The sequence below is a fragment of the Leucobacter albus genome, assembly GCF_039528015.1.
GTDB classification, from domain to species: Bacteria; Actinomycetota; Actinomycetes; order Actinomycetales; family Microbacteriaceae; genus Leucobacter; species Leucobacter albus.
The window spans coordinates 226518-244167 of sequence record NZ_BAAAKZ010000008.1 but is presented as its reverse complement, the minus strand read 5'-3'; the positions used below and the strand labels follow the sequence as shown (position 1 = coordinate 244167).

The 17650-nt window shown below is 66.0% G+C and carries 19 protein-coding genes; 16 read left to right on the top strand and 3 right to left on the bottom strand.

Annotated elements, in window-relative coordinates; all coding sequences use genetic code 11:
- Positions 1 to 47: 47 nt before the first annotated feature.
- The gene (cysK, locus tag ABD115_RS10235) at positions 48 to 983 is read right to left on the bottom strand and encodes a cysteine synthase A (RefSeq protein ID WP_343960630.1); all 936 of its coding nucleotides are present in this window, start codon (positions 981 to 983) and stop codon (positions 48 to 50) included.
- Positions 984 to 1155: 172 nt separating this feature from the next.
- On the opposite strand from cysK, the gene prmC reads away from it, so the two are divergent.
- From prmC to ABD115_RS10165, 14 genes are all read left to right on the top strand, one after another.
- Complete coding sequence (gene prmC / locus ABD115_RS10230; protein WP_382389415.1) at positions 1156 to 2124, top strand: peptide chain release factor N(5)-glutamine methyltransferase; 969 nt, start codon at positions 1156 to 1158, stop codon at positions 2122 to 2124.
- A gap of 11 nt (positions 2125 to 2135) precedes the next feature.
- Positions 2136 to 2909, top strand: a complete 774-nt coding sequence (locus ABD115_RS10225; RefSeq protein WP_343960628.1) for an L-threonylcarbamoyladenylate synthase — start codon at positions 2136 to 2138, stop codon at positions 2907 to 2909.
- Between the two features lie 3 nt (positions 2910 to 2912).
- Positions 2913 to 4118: an MraY family glycosyltransferase gene (locus ABD115_RS10220; RefSeq protein WP_343960627.1), complete on the top strand. Its 1206-nt coding sequence runs from the start codon at positions 2913 to 2915 to the stop codon at positions 4116 to 4118.
- A complete protein-coding gene (locus ABD115_RS10215) occupies positions 4115 to 4615 on the top strand; it encodes a Cg1360 family ATP-synthase-associated protein (RefSeq protein WP_343960626.1) in 501 nt (166 codons plus the stop codon). Before ABD115_RS10220 ends, ABD115_RS10215 begins: the two co-directional genes overlap by 4 nt.
- Positions 4616 to 4836: 221 nt before the next feature.
- A complete protein-coding gene (atpB, locus tag ABD115_RS10210; protein ID WP_343960624.1) occupies positions 4837 to 5640 on the top strand; it encodes a F0F1 ATP synthase subunit A in 804 nt (267 codons plus the stop codon).
- Between the two features lie 55 nt (positions 5641 to 5695).
- Positions 5696 to 5920, top strand: a complete 225-nt coding sequence (gene atpE, locus ABD115_RS10205) for an ATP synthase F0 subunit C (RefSeq protein ID WP_343960623.1) — start codon at positions 5696 to 5698, stop codon at positions 5918 to 5920.
- 36 nt (positions 5921 to 5956) lie between these two features.
- Positions 5957 to 6508 carry a F0F1 ATP synthase subunit B gene (locus ABD115_RS10200; protein WP_343960622.1) on the top strand — a complete coding sequence of 184 codons (552 nt, stop codon included), beginning with the start codon at positions 5957 to 5959 and terminating at the stop codon, positions 6506 to 6508.
- The gene (gene atpH, locus ABD115_RS10195) at positions 6508 to 7284 is read left to right on the top strand and encodes an ATP synthase F1 subunit delta (protein ID WP_343960621.1); all 777 of its coding nucleotides are present in this window, start codon (positions 6508 to 6510) and stop codon (positions 7282 to 7284) included. The genes ABD115_RS10200 and atpH overlap by 1 nt, the downstream gene beginning before the upstream one ends.
- 55 nt (positions 7285 to 7339) lie before the next feature.
- Entirely contained in the window at positions 7340 to 8965 is a 1626-nt protein-coding gene (gene atpA, locus ABD115_RS10190; protein WP_343960620.1) for a F0F1 ATP synthase subunit alpha, read from the top strand.
- A gap of 77 nt (positions 8966 to 9042) precedes the next feature.
- Positions 9043 to 9927, top strand: a complete 885-nt coding sequence (locus ABD115_RS10185; protein ID WP_343960618.1) for a F0F1 ATP synthase subunit gamma — start codon at positions 9043 to 9045, stop codon at positions 9925 to 9927.
- Positions 9928 to 9951: 24 nt separating this feature from the next.
- A complete protein-coding gene (gene atpD, locus ABD115_RS10180) occupies positions 9952 to 11397 on the top strand; it encodes a F0F1 ATP synthase subunit beta (protein WP_343960617.1) in 1446 nt (481 codons plus the stop codon).
- A 2-nt stretch (positions 11398 to 11399) separates the two neighbouring features.
- On the top strand, positions 11400 to 11660 hold the full coding sequence (locus ABD115_RS10175; protein ID WP_343960616.1) for a F0F1 ATP synthase subunit epsilon: 261 nt from the start codon (positions 11400 to 11402) through the stop codon (positions 11658 to 11660).
- A 59-nt stretch (positions 11661 to 11719) separates the two neighbouring features.
- Positions 11720 to 12571, top strand: a complete 852-nt coding sequence (locus ABD115_RS10170; protein WP_343960615.1) for a YaaA family protein — start codon at positions 11720 to 11722, stop codon at positions 12569 to 12571.
- A 5-nt stretch (positions 12572 to 12576) separates the two neighbouring features.
- Complete coding sequence (locus ABD115_RS10165; protein ID WP_343960614.1) at positions 12577 to 13569, top strand: PP2C family protein-serine/threonine phosphatase; 993 nt, start codon at positions 12577 to 12579, stop codon at positions 13567 to 13569.
- 23 nt (positions 13570 to 13592) lie between these two features.
- Here ABD115_RS10165 and ABD115_RS10160 read toward each other — a convergent pair whose 3' ends face one another.
- Positions 13593 to 14384 (bottom strand): ABC transporter permease, encoded by a 792-nt coding sequence (locus ABD115_RS10160; protein ID WP_343960613.1) that lies wholly within the window; start codon positions 14382 to 14384, stop codon positions 13593 to 13595.
- Entirely contained in the window at positions 14381 to 15382 is a 1002-nt protein-coding gene (locus tag ABD115_RS10155) for an ABC transporter ATP-binding protein (protein ID WP_343960612.1), read from the bottom strand. Before ABD115_RS10155 ends, ABD115_RS10160 begins: the two co-directional genes overlap by 4 nt.
- A gap of 96 nt (positions 15383 to 15478) precedes the next feature.
- Between ABD115_RS10155 and ABD115_RS10150 the strand changes: the two genes are divergently transcribed.
- Together ABD115_RS10150 and ABD115_RS10145 are read left to right on the top strand one after the other, a co-directional pair.
- On the top strand, positions 15479 to 16336 hold the full coding sequence (locus ABD115_RS10150) for a TetR/AcrR family transcriptional regulator (protein ID WP_343960611.1): 858 nt from the start codon (positions 15479 to 15481) through the stop codon (positions 16334 to 16336).
- A 421-nt stretch (positions 16337 to 16757) separates the two neighbouring features.
- Positions 16758 to 17501: a GntR family transcriptional regulator gene (locus tag ABD115_RS10145; protein WP_343960610.1), complete on the top strand. Its 744-nt coding sequence runs from the start codon at positions 16758 to 16760 to the stop codon at positions 17499 to 17501.
- Positions 17502 to 17650: the final 149 nt, after the last annotated feature.

Genomic DNA, 17650 nt, shown 5'->3' with positions numbered 1-17650 from the left:
GTGCGCGCGGGCCGCCTGGATGTCCTCACGGACGCGAGAGAGCAGGCTCAAACTGCGAGATCCTCGTACAGCACCGTCGAGAAGTAGCGCTCGCCAAAATCAGGGACGATGACGACAATCTTCTTGCCGGCGTTTTCGGGGCGCTTCGCGACCTCGACTGCGGCCCACACGGCTGCGCCGCCAGAGATGCCAGCGAGAATGCCCTCGTCGGTGCCGAGCGCGCGGCCGGTGGTAAGCGCGTCGGCGAGGGCCACGTCGATGACCTCGTCGTAGACGTCGCGGTCGAGTACGTCGGGCACAAAGTTCGCGCCGAGCCCCTGAATCTTGTGGGGGCCGGCGGTGCCCTCGGTGAGCAGGGGCGAGTCGATCGGCTCGACGGCGATGACCTTGACGTTCGGGTTCTGCTCCTTGAGGTAGCCGCCCGCGCCGGTGATCGTGCCGCCGGTGCCGATGCCCGCGACAAAGATGTCTACGGCGCCGTCGGTGTCGTTCCAGATCTCGGGGCCTGTCGTCGCGCGGTGGATCGCCGGGTTTGCGGGGTTGCCGAACTGCTTGGCGAGGATCGCGCCCGGAGTGTTAGCGACGATCTCTTCGGCCTTCGCAACCGCGCCCTTCATTCCGAGGGGGCCCTCGGTGAGTACGATCTCCGCGCCGTAGGCGGCGAGGAGCTTGCGGCGCTCGACGCTCATTGTCTCGGGCATGGTGAGGATCACCTTGTAGCCACGGGCCGCACCGACGAACGCGAGCGCGATGCCTGTGTTGCCGCTCGTGCCCTCGACGATCGTGCCGCCCGGCTGCAGCTCGCCCGACTGCTCGGCTGCGTCGATGATTGCGACGCCGATGCGGTCTTTCACGCTGCCAGCCGGGTTGTAGAACTCGAGCTTCGCGAACACCTCGGCGCCCGCGTTCTCCGTCACGCGGTTCAGGCGAACCAGCGGGGTGTTGCCAAAGGCCTGGGTGATGTTGTCGTGGATCCGAGCCATGCGGAATGCCCTCCGTGTCAGTCGTGTGTCAGTGGAAATGAGCTATACGGCTAGGTTATCTCATACCTTCTTTACGCTTATGAAAGCTTCGCAGTGTTACAACGCCCTCACCGGGGCGCTATTCCCCGACGCGCCGGTCAGTGACGCGCAACTGGGAGCGTGGCGGCGGCGCATGGGGGAGAATGGGGGAGTGCGAGACGAACTTGGCGGCAGCGTGCCGGATCTGCTGAACGAGCTGACCGAACGGTTCGCCAGTGCGGGAATAGACAACCCCGCCGTCGACGCCGAGCTTCTCATCGGTCACGTGCTCGACGCAAGCCGGGGCAGCGTCCAGGCGAGCGCATTGCTCGGCAAGCGAGTCACCGCGGCGCAGCTCGCGCGAATCAGGGAGCTAGCCGAGCTTCGAGCCGAGCGTGTACCGCTGCAGCATCTCACAGGGAGGGCGCCGTTTCGCGGGCTCGAGTTGCGCGTAGGGCCCGGGGTGTTCGTGCCGCGGCCGGAGACCGAGACCGTCGCGCAGTTCGCGATCGACGCGCTCGCTGCGGCCGGGGTTGCCGAGCCCGCTGTGGCTGGGGCCGCGGGGTCTGCGGGGCCCGGGCTTGCGGGGGAGTCGGTTGCGCCGCTCGCGGTGGATCTCTGCACTGGCAGCGGCGCGATCGCGCTGGCGCTTGCGACGGAGGTGCCGTCGGCCCAGGTGTGGGCGGTCGAGAAGAGCGCAGAGGCCCACGCGTGGGCGAACGAGAACGTGAGGGCGCTCGGCGAGGGGAGGGTGACCCTTGTGCACGGCGACCTCGCAGAGTTCGTGCCGGGTGCGCTCGCGCCAAGCGCGCTCGCCGGGCGGGTTGACGTTGTTGTCTCGAACCCCCCGTACGTGCCCAGTGCCATGATTCCGCGCGACCCCGAGGTGCGCGACCACGACCCGGCCCTCGCTCTCTACGGCGGCGACGACGGGCTCGACGTGATCCGCGTGATCAGCGGTGTTGCGCGGCAGCTTCTCGCTCCGGGCGGGGCGCTCGTGCTCGAGCACGCTGAGGGGCAGGGGGCTGCGATCCGCGACCTGCTATCCCGCGACGGCTGGCGAGGGTGCGCGACGCACCCCGATCTCACCGGCCGCGACCGCGCGACCACGGCACTGAAGTAGAATTGCTAACTATGTCCGAGGTGTTTGACTGTTCAGATGGAGCCCAGCTGTTGCAGGGCACCAGACTCGCCCGCCAAGCTCTGGGGCGCGGCGAGCTCATCGTGATTCCGACCGACACGGTTTACGGGGTCGCTGCCGACGCGTTCTCGCCGACTGCCGTGCAGCGACTGCTTGACGCGAAGGGGCGCGGCAGGCAGTCACCGCCGCCGGTGCTCATTCCGAATGTCGGCACGCTTGCGGCTCTCGCCGCCGAGGCAAGTGAGCCGCTGCGAGCCCTCGCCGAAGCGTTCTGGCCCGGGCCCTTGACAATCATTACCCAGGCGAACCCCTCGCTGAGCTGGGATCTCGGCGAGACTGGCGGCACGGTTGCCCTGCGAGTGCCAGGCAACGATTTCGCACGTGAACTGCTGCACGAGACGGGCCCACTCGCGGTCTCGTCTGCGAACAAGACCGGTCTGCCTGCCGCGGGCACGGCGGGCGAAGCTCGCGAGATGCTGGGCGAGTCGGTCGCCGCGTACCTCGACGGAGGCGAAGCCAGGGGCGAGGCGTCGACAATCATCGACGCAACCGAGCTCGACAGCGACGGGGCGGGCACTGTGCGCATCGTGCGAGTCGGCGCGGTCACCGCCGCGCAGCTGCGCGAGGTCGTTCCTGGCGCGACGGTGGTCGACGCCACGCTTGTGGTCGCGCCGGAGACGCCCGAGATGCCGGAGACGCCGGAGACGCCTGAGACGCCAGAGACGCCAGAGACGCCAGGCGAGCCGGCGCCTGAGGCCAGCGACTAGCCGATGCTGTCGTACGTACTTGTGCTCGCGGTGGCGGTTGTCGTCACCGCGGTGTGCTCGTACGGCGTGCTCTGGCTAGCGAAACGCTTTCAGCTCGCGCCTGAGGTGCGCGAGCGCGATGTGCACCAGAACCCGACACCGCGGCTCGGCGGCGTCGCCATGTTCATCGGGTTGCTCGCGGCCTTCGGGGCCGCGGCTTCGCTGCCCGAGTTTCAGGGGCTGTTTCGGGCAGACCTCAAGATGTGGGCGCTCATCGGCGCGTGCCTGCTGATCGCCGTCATCGGCGTGCTCGACGATCTGCTCGACCTCGACTGGATGATCAAGCTCGGAGCGCAGCTGGTCGCAGCTGGCGTGCTCGCCTGGAACGGCGTGCAGATCGTGTCTATTCCGGTCGGCGACACCCTCATCATCGGCTCGCCGACGGTGAACTTCGTGCTCACGGTTTTTCTCATCACACTCGTGATGAACGCGGTGAACTTCGTTGATGGTCTCGACGGGCTCGTCGCGGGAGTTGCGATTATCGCAAGTGGCACGTTCTTCGTCTACACGCTGATCTTGAGCTCGCAACTGGGGAGCTCGGCATCGGTCACCTTCGCGAGCCTGATCGCGCTCGCGCTCGTTGGCATCTGCGTGGGTTTCTTGCCGTTTAACTGGCACCGAGCGAAGATGTTCATGGGAGACACCGGGGCCCTGCTCGTCGGCCTGCTCATGGCGACATCGACGGTTTCGGTCACAGGGGAGCTGAACCCCGCCGCTCTCGACCTCAAGCTCGTGCTCGCGAGCTACATTCCCATTCTGTTGCCGTTTGCCGTTCTGGCAATGCCGCTCGCAGATTTTGCGCTCGCGGTGCTGCGGCGCTTGCGGGCGGGGAAGAGTCCATTCGAGGCGGATCGGCAACACCTGCATCACCGGCTGCTCGACATGGGCCATTCGCCCGTGCAAGCCGTGAGCATTTTCTACCTCGGCACGGCAGTACTCTCGGCAGCTGGTCTGCTCGTCTTTACGAGCCAGAGCTTTGTTGTGCCGATAATTGTGTTGGTGGCTGGCCTCGTCGTCGGGGCATTGCTGGTGAAGTTCCCCGCGAGCCGGGTGCGTGCAGCCGCCCCGCAGCGACGCCCTGTAGCGTTAACCGGGCGGGGAGCCCCCGTCGAAGCCGCCGAAGCGCCTGCCGAAGCCGGAGGCGAGCCTAACGAAAGGACTCCCGAGTGAGCACACCCGTGCCCCCAGACGCCCAGCACACACCTGGAGTGCAGCCCTCGACCTACGGTGACGGTGAGTACCCCATGCCGTCGTCGCAGCCGATGCTGCTGCGCGGAGTTCGCTGGGGCATCGTGGTGACCGTCGCCTCCATGATCGTGTTCGCCGTGATCGGCTACTTCGTCAGCGGCAGCACCGGGCTGGTCGGGGGGCTGCTTGGCGCAGCGATCGGGGGCATTCTGCTGCTCGTCACAGTGGGGAGCATCGCGTTCGCGAATCGCTTCGTTGCGAGCCCCGTGTACCTGCAGATCTTCATGGGCATTGTGATGGGGGCGTGGGTGCTCAAGCTCATCGGGTTTGTCGTCGCGGCGCTGCTGCTGCGCGATCAGCCCTGGCTCGACCCGACGCTGATGTTCATCGCGCTCGTTGCTACGGTCATCGCCTCGATCATCATCGATGTGATCATCGTTGCGAAGGCCCGCGTACCATACGGTGTTGAATTGCCGTAATTCACAGGTTGCTTGGGGGTAAATTCACAGTTGCGGCCGAATCTTCGCGCGCGCGAGGTGCCGTCGAGTTTCGCTCCGGGTGAAACCTTGTTAGAATAAAACAGTTCCCAGCCGAGGTGCGCTATTTCTTAGTGCCTGCGTGCAGGGGGCACGACCATCGTTCGATGCCGTGCGGCAGAAGCCGCGCCCCGAATCAGGAGAATGGCCTGTTCGCTAACGCTATGCACCTCGTTGCCCCCGGACTTATTCGTGCCGCTGAGGGGGAGTTCCACGGCCCGACTCTCGATGACTTCTTCCCGCCGGCGGTGTTCTTTGAGGGCACGCCGTTTGAGATGAACCGGATCATGCTGATCCGTGTGCTCATGGTGGTTGTCCTCCTCGTGCTGTTCTGGCTCGGCACCCGCAAGATGCGTGTTGTGCCGGGTCGCTGGCAGGCAGCATTCGAGTTTGTGCTCGACTTCGTGCGCAAGCACACCATCGAGTCACAGCTCGGTGTGAAGGAGGGGCGTCGCTTCGCGCCGCTGCTCATGACGGTGTTCTTCCTCGTCTTCGCCTTCAACATCACGGGCATTGTGCCCGGCCTGAACATGCCGGCATCGGCCGTCGTTGGCTTCCCGATCTTCATGGCCGTCGTTGCCTACGTCTCGTTTATCTACGCAGGCATCAAGAAGCACCCCGGCAAGTTCTTCAAGAACTCGCTGTTCCCGGCCGGCGTTCCGAAGCCGATGTACGCGCTCGTGACGCCGATCGAGTTCATCTCGACGTTTATCGTTCGACCGGTCACGCTCGCGCTTCGACTGCTCATGAACATGCTCGTCGGGCACATGATTCTCGTGCTGCTCTTCTCTGCGACCAACTTCTTCGTCCTGTACGCCGGCGGGCTCTTCCCGGCAGTCGGCGCGTTCACGTTCAGCTTCGGCATCGCGTTCACGCTCTTCGAGATGTTCGTCGCGGGCCTGCAGGCCTACGTCTTTACTTTGCTCACCGCGCTCTACATTCAGCTCGCGCTGGCTGACGAGCACTAATTACACCCCTGGGTTCGGCTCCCGCCGCGCTCATATACGGAAGGAAACACATACTGTGTCTGTTCTCGCTGAAATCTCGGGCAACATTGCGACCGTAGGCTACGGCCTCGCAGCTATCGGCCCCGCTATCGGTGTTGCCATCGTCGTTGGCAAGACCATCGAAAGCACCGCTCGCCAGCCTGAGCTCGCCGGCAAGCTCCAGGGCATGATGTGGATCGGCATCGCCTTCACCGAGATGCTCGCGCTCATCGGCGTTGCCACCTACTTCATCTTCCGCTAAACACTCACCTTTCACTAGTCTCGAAAGGGAGGCAAGATGAATCACGCAGTGCTGTTCGCTGCCGCAGAGGGGGAGCCTCAGAACCCGCTGCTTCCGGCGACGTACGATATCGTCTGGTCGGCGATCGCGTTCTTCATTATCCTCATCGCATTCTGGAAGGTCTTCCTCCCGAAGGTGCAGGTCATGCTTGACGCGCGCGCCGAAGCGATTGAGGGGAACATCGCGAAGGCCGATGAGGCTCAGGCAAAGGCAGAAGCTGCCCTGCAGGAGTACACCGCGCAGCTTGCAAGTGCTCGCCAGGAAGCCGGCGAGATTCGCGAGGCCGCGCGCCTGGATGCGACGAAGATCGTGTCGAAGGCAAAGGAAGACGCCACTTCTGAGCAGGCTCGCATCACGCAGGCCGCTCAGGTGCAGATCGAAGCTGAGCGCCAGAGCGCCCTCGTTTCCCTGCGCAAGGATGTGGGCTCGCTCGCAATCGACCTCGCCTCGGGCGTTGTCGGCGAGAGCCTGAGCGACGACAAGAAGGCATCGGCACTCGTCGACCGCTTCCTGGTCGACCTCGAAGCTTCCGAACGGGCGGCGAAGTAATGGGCAGCGCGTCACGCGAGGCACTCGCGACGGCGAAGTCCGCGCTCGGCGGCCGTCTTGCGAAGACTGTCGGGTCAGAGCTGCTTTCGGCCGCTGTGCAGATCGAGGGCTCCCCGGCTCTCGTCAGCGCGCTCGCCGATGCATCGCTCCCGGCCTCCGCGAAGGCGGAGGTCGTCGGCAAGCTCTTCGGTAGCCTGTCGGCTGGCGCGCGCTCTGTGCTTACCGCAGCGGTCGAGCAGAACTGGTCGACCGCCGCAGAATTCATTGACGGCGTCGAGGAGCTCGGCTTCCGCGCGCAGTCGCTCGCTGAGCCGGCACTCGCCGACGAACTGCTCGCGGCAACGGCGACGATCAACTCGAGCCACGAGCTCGAGCTCGAGCTCGGCAACAAGCTCGGTGATCCCGCCGCGAAGGCGCAGCTCGCGTCGAAGGTCTTCTCCGGCAAGCTCTCCGCTGGCGCGCTCGGCGTCGTGACGCACGTTGTCGCGAACCCGCGCGGACGCCGCGTGAACGCAGCGCTCACCGAGGCGGCACGTGTTGCCGCTGACCAGGCTGGGCTCGAGCTCGCGACCGTCACGGTCGCCGCTCCGTTGACCGCCGCGCAGCAGGAGAAGTTGGCTGCTCTGCTTGAGCAGAGCGCTGGCCGCAAGGTCAAGGTCACCACAGTTGTGGATCCTGCCCTGATCGGTGGCGTTCGTATTCAGATGGCTGACGACGTTATCGACGGAAGTGTTCGGGCTCGCCTGGATGACCTCCGCCAGCGGCTCGCTGCGTAGAGCACAACATAGTTACTTGCCGGAGACTCTCTCCGGAACAGACAGAGGAAACGAAATGGCAGAACTCTCAATCAGCCCGGACGAGATCCGCAGCGCGCTGAATGAATTCGCAGCATCGTACGAGCCGGCTCAGGCGGGGAAGACCGAGGTCGGAACCGTTGTCGACGCCGCCGACGGCATTGCGCACGTCTCCGGGCTTCCCGGAGTGATGGCCAACGAGCTCGTTCGCTTCGCAGACGGCACGCTCGGCCTTGCACAGAACCTCGAAGAGGACGAGATCGGCGTTGTCGTGCTCGGCCAGTTCACCGGTATCGAGGAGGGCCAGCAGGTCACCCGCACCGGCGAGGTGCTCTCGGTTCCCGTGGGCGAGGGCTACCTCGGCCGCGTGGTCGACCCGCTCGGCAACCCGATCGACGGCCTCGGTGAGATCGCTGGTATCGAGGGCCGCCGTGCGCTCGAGCTCCAGGCTCCCGGCGTCATGCAGCGTAAGTCGGTTCACGAGCCGCTGCAGACCGGCATCAAGGCTATCGACGCGATGATTCCCGTCGGCCGCGGCCAGCGTCAGCTCATCATCGGCGACCGCCAGACCGGCAAGACCGCTCTCGCGATCGACACGATCATCAACCAGAAGGCGAACTGGGAGTCGGGCGACACCAACAAGCAGGTTCGCTGCATCTACGTCGCGATCGGCCAGAAGGGCTCGACCATCGCTTCGGTGAAGGGCGCGCTCGAGGACGCAGGCGCGATGGAGTACACCACCATCGTTGCCTCGCCCGCATCTGACCCGGCAGGCTTCAAGTACCTCGCTCCGTACACCGGCTCGGCTATCGGCCAGCACTGGATGTACGACAGCAAGCACGTGCTCATCATCTTTGATGATCTCTCGAAGCAGGCTGAGGCCTACCGCGCCGTTTCGCTGCTCCTTCGCCGCCCACCGGGGCGCGAGGCATACCCAGGCGACGTGTTCTACCTCCACTCGCGTCTGCTGGAGCGTTGCGCAAAGCTCTCGGACGAGCTTGGCGCTGGTTCGATGACCGGCCTGCCGATCATCGAGACCAAGGCAAACGACGTCTCGGCCTACATTCCGACCAACGTGATCTCGATCACCGACGGCCAGATCTTCCTCCAGTCCGACCTCTTCAACGCGAACCAGCGCCCCGCGGTCGACGTGGGCATCTCGGTGTCGCGCGTGGGCGGCGACGCGCAGGTGAAGTCGATCAAGAAGGTCTCTGGCACGCTCAAGCTCGAGCTCGCTCAGTACCGTGCGCTCGAGGCGTTCGCGATGTTCGCGTCTGACCTCGACGCGGCAAGCCGCAAGCAGCTTGAGCGTGGCGCACGCCTCACCGAGCTGCTCAAGCAGCCGCAGTACTCGCCGTTCGCGGTTGAGGAGCAGACGGTGTCGATCTGGGCTGGCACCAAGGGCTTCCTCGATGACGTTCCCGTCGTCGACATCCTCCGTTTCGAGCGCGAGTTCCTCGACTACCTCGGCCGCAACTCCGAGGCACTGTCAACGCTCGCGAAGACGAACGTGCTCGACGACGACATCGTCGCCGAACTCACCACTCAGATCGAGAAGTTCAAGAGCGAGTTTCTGACCGCTGAGGGCAAGTCCCTCAACGAGCAGTTCGACGCGCTCGACGAGGCAGAGATCCAGCAGGAGCAGCTCGTCGTCAAGAAGTAGCTGAGTCAGTGGGGGCGGTCGCGCCCCCACTGCTCGCCACTTGACCACTAGCAAGCACCGAACAACACAGGAGAGACATGGGAGCGCAACTTCGGGTCTACAGGCAGCGCATTCGCTCTGCCCAGACGACCAAGAAGATCACCCGTGCGATGGAGCTCATCGCTGCCTCACGCATTCAGAAGGCACGGGCTCGCGTCGACGCCTCAAACCCCTACACCCAGGCGATCACCCGGGCCGTATCGGCGGTTGCGACGCACGCGAAGACCGACCACCCGCTGCTCACCGAGGCCGACAAGGTCGAGCGCGCAGCAGTTGTGATCTTCACCTCCGATCGCGGCCTTGCCGGCGCGTTCAACTCGCAGGTACTGCGCGAGGCAGAGGAGCTCAGCGAGCTACTGCGTGCCGAGGGCAAGGAGATCTCGTACTACCTCATCGGGCGAAAGGCGCAGGGCTACTTCACCTTCCGCCGTCGTGCTGCTGAGCGCGTGTGGGTCGGGGACACCGAGAACCCGGTGTTCGAAACCGCGAAGGAAGTTGCAGAGGCAGTTGTCTCGGCATTCCTCCGGAACAGCGACGAGGGTGGTGTTCAGGAGATCCACCTCGTGTATAACCGCTTCATCAGCATGGTCACGCAGGCACCGCAGGTTACCCGCCTGCTGCCGCTGCAGATTGTTGAGGGCGTTGCCGAGGCGAACGACCTGAGCCCGCTGTACGAATTCGAGCCAGAGGCAGACGTCGTGCTCGACAAGCTGCTGCCCGACTACATCGAGTCGCGTATTTTCAACGCGATGCTCGAGTCCGCAGCCGCAAAGCACGCGGCAACCCAGAAGGCGATGAAGTCTGCGAGCGACAACGCTGACACGCTCATCCGCGACTACACCCGCCTTGCCAACAACGCACGCCAGGCGGAAATCACCCAGCAGATTTCCGAGATCGTGGGCGGCGCTGACGCGCTGTCCTAAGTCCAGACTGAAGAGAGAAGAGACATGACCGATACGGCCACCACCAAGGTCACCGGGCGCATCGCCCGCGTTACCGGCCCCGTCGTCGACATCGAGTTCCCGCACGACGCGATCCCCGGCGTGTACAACGCACTCGAGACGACTGTCAACATGGGCGAGGGCGCTGAGCCCTTCACCCTCGTGCTCGAGGTCGCACAGCACCTCGGTGACAACCTCATCCGCGCGATCGCGCTGAAGCCGACCGACGGTCTCGTCCGCGGCCAGGAAGTTGTTGACACCGGTGACTCGATCACCGTTCCCGTCGGCGACATCACCAAGGGCAAGGTCTTTGACGTTGCCGGCAACGTGCTCAACCTCCCCGAGGGTGAGACGATTGAGGTCACCGAGCGCTGGGGCATTCACCGCACCCCGCCGGCATTCGATCAGCTCGAGTCGAAGACCGAGCTCTTCGAGACCGGCATCAAGTCGATCGACCTCCTGACCCCCTACGTGCAGGGCGGCAAGATTGGTCTCTTCGGTGGCGCGGGCGTCGGCAAGACCGTCCTCATCCAGGAGATGATCCAGCGTGTGGCTCAGGATCACGGTGGTGTTTCGGTGTTCGCTGGCGTCGGCGAGCGCACCCGTGAGGGCAACGACCTCATCCACGAGATGGATGAAGCAGGCGTCTTCGACAAGACCGCTCTCGTGTTCGGCCAGATGGATGAGCCCCCGGGGACGCGTCTTCGCGTTGCACTCTCGGCGCTCACCATGGCTGAGTACTTCCGTGATGTGCAGAAGCAGGACGTGCTCCTCTTCATCGACAACATCTTCCGCTTCACGCAGGCCGGCTCTGAGGTTTCGACCCTGCTCGGTCGTATGCCTTCGGCCGTGGGCTACCAGCCCAACCTCGCCGACGAGATGGGCATCCTCCAGGAGCGCATCACCTCGACCCGTGGCCACTCGATCACCTCGCTGCAGGCAATTTACGTTCCTGCTGACGACTACACCGACCCGGCTCCGGCGACCACCTTCGCGCACCTTGACGCCACCACCGAGCTCTCGCGTGAGATCGCTTCGCAGGGTCTGTACCCCGCGATCGACCCCCTGACCTCGTCGTCGCGCATCATGGATCCCCGCTACTTGGGCGAGGATCACTACCGCGTGGCAACCACCGTCAAGCAGATCCTGCAGAAGAACAAGGAGCTCCAGGAGATCATCGCGATCCTTGGTGTTGACGAGCTCTCGGAAGACGACAAGATCACCGTCTCGCGCGCACGCCGCATCCAGCAGTTCCTGTCGCAGAACACCTACATGGCGAAGAAGTTCACCGGTGTTGAGGGCTCGACCGTGCCCCTCAAGGAGACCATCGAGTCGTTCGATGCGATCGCCAAGGGTGAGTTCGACCACGTCGCTGAGCAGGCATTCTTCAACGTCGGCGGAATCTCCGACGTCGAAGAGAAGTGGGCGCAGATGCAGAAGGACATGGCCTAATCATGGCGCTCAACGTGAAGGTCGTCTCGGCTACGAGCGAGATCTGGGCCGGCTCTGCCAGCCAGGTCGTCGCGAACACCGTCGAGGGCGAAATCGGTATTCTCACCGGCCACCAGCCGTTTCTCGCACTGCTCGCTAAGGGCGAGGTGCGCGTGACGACCGATGGCGGCGAGAAGATCACCGTGAACGCCGAAGACGGCTTCCTGTCTGTCGACCATGACACGGTCACCGTCGTTGCCGGCGGCGCCGTGCTCGTGGTGTAGGGGAGCCGCAGCACTCACGGTCGGGCTGGTGCCCGCCGAGCGTTAGGCTCTACACGACGATGCAGATTCTGTTGCCGCCCTCCGAGACAAAACGTCTCGGAGGGCGGCTTCCGCTTTTCGGCGAGGGGGAGTCTGGTGCTCCCGCCGGCGCTGTAGCCGGTGCTGTGGAACCGGTCGCGGGCGGCACCCCCTCGGCACTCTCGTTCGCAGGGCAGCTCGGCTCCGCCCGTGCCGCCGTGCGTGAGGCGCTCGTTGCGGTCAGCTCCGACGAGGCGCTTGCGACGAGGGCGCTCAAGCTTGGCAAGAAGAACGGCGACGAACGGCTTCGCAACCTCGAGCTTGAGACGAGCGGCGTGATGCCGGCAATCGAGCGCTACACCGGCGTGCTCTACGACGCGCTCGACGCTGGCGAGCTGTCGAGCGAGGCACGACGCTGGGTCGATGAGCACGTGTTCGTGCAGTCGGCACTGTTTGGCCTCGTGCGTGCGAGCGATCTCATTCCCGGGTACCGGCTCTCGGCGTCTTCACGCCTGCCTGGGCTCGGTACCGCGCTCGCGAAGGTCTGGTCGCAGCCGCACTCCCAGCTGCTCGGTGGCGCCGATTATGTGCTCGATCTTCGATCGAAAGACTACGCTGCGCTCGCCCCGCTGACTGCGCTCGGTGCGCGCGCGACCGACTATCTCGAGATCGTTGCTCGTAGCGACGACGGCGAGGTTCGAGCCCTCAACCACTTCAACAAGGCCGCCAAGGGTGACTTTGTGCGGCGCATCGCGCAGGCCGCCCCCGCGGTCGCATCACGCGACGACCTGCTCGCGTGGGCGCGCTCCGCGGAGCTTGAGATGTCGGTGGCAGACGACGGCGCGACGGTGCGCCTCGTGACGGTTCAAGGCGTACCGGCCGGGAGCCGTTAGAATACATGAGTGCAGGAGATGAGCGAGTGACCACCCACGGTGAGAACGCGGTGAGGCGACGCCTCGCGCACCGCCCCGGCGGCGAGGCCGATATCGAGCTCTCGTGGCACGCCATCACGCACGTCGGCAATCGCCGCGAGACGAACCAAGACAGCTTTATAACCGTGCCGCCGGTCTTCGCTGTCGCAGACGGCATGGGCGGGCACTCGGCGGGCGAGGTCGCCTCGGCCGCGGTTGTGCGCCGCCTGAACGAGCTCGCCGGCGATCTGACCGTCACCGAGCAAGACGTGCTCGATATTCTCACGCAGGCCGTCGACGACATCGAGATCGACACGGGCGACACCGAGCTCGGTGCCGGCACCACCGTTACCGGCGTGATTGTCAGCGAACAGGGTGACGCTCCCGTGTGGCAGGTATTCAACATCGGCGACTCCCGCGTCTACCAGTATTTCAAGGGTGCGCTCAGCCAGATCACCGTCGATCACTCGGTCGTGCAGCACCTGCTCGACACCGGGGCCATCACTGAGGAAGAGGCCGAGGTGCACCCGCACGCGAACGTGATCACGCGTGCAGTCGGGTTGGGGGAGGCGCCGCTGCCAGACTTCACCACGCTCGCGCTGATTCCGGGCCAGCGCATTCTCATCTGCTCCGACGGGCTCACCAAAGAGCTCACCGATGTCGGCATCCAGTACTTCCTATCGACCCAGCAAAGTGCCGAAGACGCCGCGCAGACCCTCGTCGAACAGGCGCTCAATAACGCCGGCCGCGACAACGTGACCGTCGTGGTGATCGATGTGCACGCCGTCGGCGACGTGATCGACACCGGCAGCCTCGCTTCGAGCGGGGCGCGGCTCGAAGGTGCGGCAACCGCTGCAGTGGTGAGCGAAGCCGCCGAGTCTGGCGCTGCTGAGCCAGGCCCGGCAGAACCGACCCCTGCCGAGACGGGGTCTGCCGAAGCCACTTCTGTCGAGCCGGGCCCGGCCGATCCGGCTGCCTGACCCGACTCGTCACCGGGGCTAGCTCACCCGCGCCGGCGAAGCGCGAGCACCGCGACCCCGACCGCAGCTGCGCACCACAGCGCGACGATCGCCCAGTCGCTGCCGCTTGCGGTGAACGTGTCGCCAGCGAGGCCCGCCCGCATGAGGTTCGCCATCGGTTCGATCGGCAACACTTCGTGGGCCCGGCGAAGCCACTCGGGCAGATTCGCGGCCGGGAAGCTTACGGGCGAGAACAGCAGCAGCAGGAAGACGAGCAGCTGCGTGACAAGCTGCGTGATCAGCGGTGGCAGCAGCATTGCGAAGGCGTAGCCAATCGCTGCGGCCGTCAGAGCTACAAGCATGGCGACGGGAAGCACCCACGCCGAAAGCTGATAGCTGATGTCGTATCTGATCGCGCCGGCGATGGCCCCGAGCACGAGGCCCGGGAGTGCCAGCAGCGTCCAGACACTGAGATCTGCCGCGAGAAATGACCAGCGCGGCAGCGGCAGCGTTCGCAGCCAGTCGGCGCTGCCCTCGGTGCGGGCCTGCATGATGGCCTGAGGCGTCATCACCAGACCGATGACGATCAGGGTGATGGTTGGCGCCCCCGTCGCGAGAAACAGGGCCGCCTCGGGCGCGACGTCTCCGATAAGAATGCCGTAGCCCAACACCGTCGACACGGCGAGCGCGGTCTGCACGACGGCCATGAGTGGGAGAAACTGTGCCTGCCTGCGCACCTGCCACTGCACGAGCAAGAGCGTGCCCCGCAACCCCGAGACCCCGCTTGGGTGGGTGCGCCGCCCGACGGAGGTGGCCAGTGCGTCCGTGCTGCTCATGCCGCGACCTCCGTCCCGGCGCCGACGAGCTCAAGGTAGGTGTCTTCGAGCGATGCCGGGGTGAGCGCGAAGCGCTCGATCTGCCCCTGTTCGACGGCGGCCTGCGCCCAGGCGACGACTTCGGCCCCGCGTGCGGCCGGCACCGGCACGGTCGCCTGAGCGGCGGTCTCGGTGGCCGCGCGAAGCCCGTGGGGCAGCTCGGGGAGGTGCTCTCCGTCGAGTTCGAGCAGCAGCTCGCCGCGGGTGTGCGCGGTGAGCTGCGCTGGCGTGCCGGTAGCGAGCACCCGGCCGCGGTCGAGCACGACGAGGTCGTCGACGGTGCGCTCGGCCTCTCGCACATTGTGTGTGACGAGCAGCACCGCAGCGCCGCGCGCCGCGGTGTCACGAATCGCAGCCCAGAGCAGCCGGCGGCGTGCGGGGTCGACGTCGTTGGTCGGTTCGTCGAGAATCACGAGCGAGCTTGGCTGCACGACTGTCATGCAGAACGCGGTGAGCCGCGCGATGCCGCCCGAGATCTTCTCGGCCGGTGTGTCTGCCCAGGGGCCGAGGTCGAGCGCGTCGAGCAACTCGCCCGTTCGACGGGTGACCGTCGACGGCTCGCCGCCGCGGATGCGCCCAACGAGCTCGACGGCCTTGCGCGGGCTGAGACCCGTGATCGGCACATTCGCCTGCGCTTGCACGGCAACGATCTCGCGCGCCCGTGCTGGGTGTGCCACGGCGTCGATACCGCCTACGCGGATGCTGCCCGATGTCGGGCGAAGAAGCCCGACGATCTGGTTGACGACGGTGGTCTTGCCCGCGCCGTTGTGGCCGAGTACGCCGAGCACTCGGCCAGCCCGAGCGGTGAGCGAGATGTCATCGTTCGCAGGGTGCGCGCTGCGGCGGTAGCGCTTCACAAGGTTGCTCACCTCGAGCACGATGTTGCCGGGGTGCGGCTCTGACGGGCTCGGCCCGGTGGGTGGGGGGAGGTGCGGCGGGTGTGAGGTGTAGCTCGACACTGGGGCTCCTTTCGGGAATATACCTAGCGGTATGAATATACTCATAAGTATTATAAATACGCAAGGGTATTTCTGGCGGAGGGGTATCCTTGGGGCATGCATAGTCAAGGCACCGGGTCTGGCGACCCGTTCGGCGAGCAGCGACTGCGAGACGCTGCGCGTGCGCTCGCCGATGCTGCGGGGCAGTTCGGCCAGTCGCTCGGCAACGCAGGCGCGCAGGCTGAGACCGGGGTGACGAAGGGGCTCTTGGCAGCGGCGCAGGCGCTCGCGCAGGCCAGCGCCTGGGTCGAGCAGCGCTCGCGACCGTTGAGCACCAAGGAGAAGCTGCTCGAACAGGCCGCCAGGTTGTTTGCCGAGCGCGGCTACTCGGGCGTCTCGCTCGAAGATATTGCCCAGGCCGCCGGCTTCACCAAGGGCGCGGTGTACAGCCACTTCGGGTCGAAAGAGCAGACGTTTCTCGCGGCGCTGCGGGCCGAGACAGAGCTTCTCGACCTGCTGCGGCAGGGCCCCTCGGGGGAGCCCGGTGCTGCCGGTGATCTCGGTGACCGCGCGGGTGCGGCCGGTCTTGCCGGTGCCGCCGGCAGCGCTGGAGCTGCAGGCGTAGGCCGTGCGGCTGCGGGCGTCGGCGAGGCGGTTGGCGATGGCGGTGCTGATGGCGGTGCCGATGGTGGTGCCGATGGTGGTGCCGATGGCGGTGCTGCCGAGGCCGGGCTCGCTGTCGTGCAACTCTCGCAGGGGGTGAACCTGCTGCTCGAAGCGATGCTGTTTGGGCAGCGCACACCCGAGCGGCGTGACGAGGTTCGCGACATCACCCAGGGGCTCATTGCCGCACTGGCGGCGGCGCAGCGAGCGGCGGTGGCCGGCCAGGAGCAGGAATCGCGCGTGCTCGACGCCGATGAGCGGGCCGTGGCAGAACTCGCGCTGCGCTCGCTGCTGCGCGGTCTCGCCGGCTAGCCGGGCCGCGGATGCAGTGCCCGGGCCGCCCTGTTGCCGGGTCTCGGCTGCGGTACCTCGGTGATCTGCACAAGATCGGGGATTTCGTGGGGGATTGGGGTTAGCGACCGCTGATCGCCCACGCTTTCGCAGCCCAGCCTGGGTCGCGGAGGCCCTGCAGCGGCCGAAACCCGCGAATCTGTGCGTCACGCGGCCGTTGCCTGGGCGCCAACCCTGCGGCCCCAGCGGTGCAGGCCTGCGGCGCCTGAGGTTTGACCCTGCGGGGCGGGTAGCGTGCCCGATAGCGGGAGCCCGGGGCCGCTGATTTGCAGGCGAGGCGCGGTGCGTGCGCGAGCCGGCCGGCCGATCACGGTACCCTCGGAACAAGCTCAACGCCTCGGGCGGTGAGGGTCAACGGGAAGGAAACTGTGGGGAGAGCATCATGAGCGCGCAGCTGCACGGCACCGACGCTTTTGCGGAGCTCGGCTCCGCTGCGCCGCGGGTTGGGCTGCGTGATCACGTGTACGATCGCATCTTGAAGCTGCTGCTCGGGGGCACGGTCGAGCCGGGAACGCGGCTCGGTATCGATACCCTCGCGCGCCAACTGGGGGTGTCGCCCACGCCCGTTCGTGAGGCCTTCGTAGAGCTGGAGCGCACGGGCCTCGTGACCCGCGAGGCGCTGAAGGGCTACCGCATGGCCCCGCCGCTGAGCCCGCGCCAGTATGGCGAACTGCTCGAGGCGCGTACCATGCTCGAGACCACTGCGGCCAGGCTCGCGACGCCAGCGACGCCCGCGCTGCTCGCGCAGCTTCGGGAGGCCCACGAGGCGCACCGAGTGAGCGTTGATCGCATTCTCGAGTACCCGGGGGAGGTGAGCGACGAGGTTGCGGTCGAGGCGGCAGCAGATTTTTATGCGAAAGACACAGGGTTTCACCGAGTGATCTTCGAGCACTGCGGCAACCGCTACGTGTCAAGCATGTCTGACTCGCTCGGCGCGCAGTTGCACCGCATGCGCCAGGTGGTGCACAGCGGCGTGCCCGACGCGCGCGAGGCGCTGGCCGAGCACGAGATTATTCTTGCGGCATTCGCGGGTACCGGGAGCGGAATCACACCGGAGGCCGCGATGGCCCACCACGTCGAGCAGGTGCGCCGTCGCGCGCTCGGGCTCGACGCGGCGCCCAGTTAGGCGCGGCGCCCATTTAGGCGCGTCGCTCAGCTAGGCGCTTGCGCGGCCGGCAATGAGCACCGCCACGAGCTGGGACCACACCGGCTAACGCCGGCCGCCAGCAGGGCCCGCCGCCAGCGGAGCCCGCCACCAGCAGCGCCCGCCGCAAG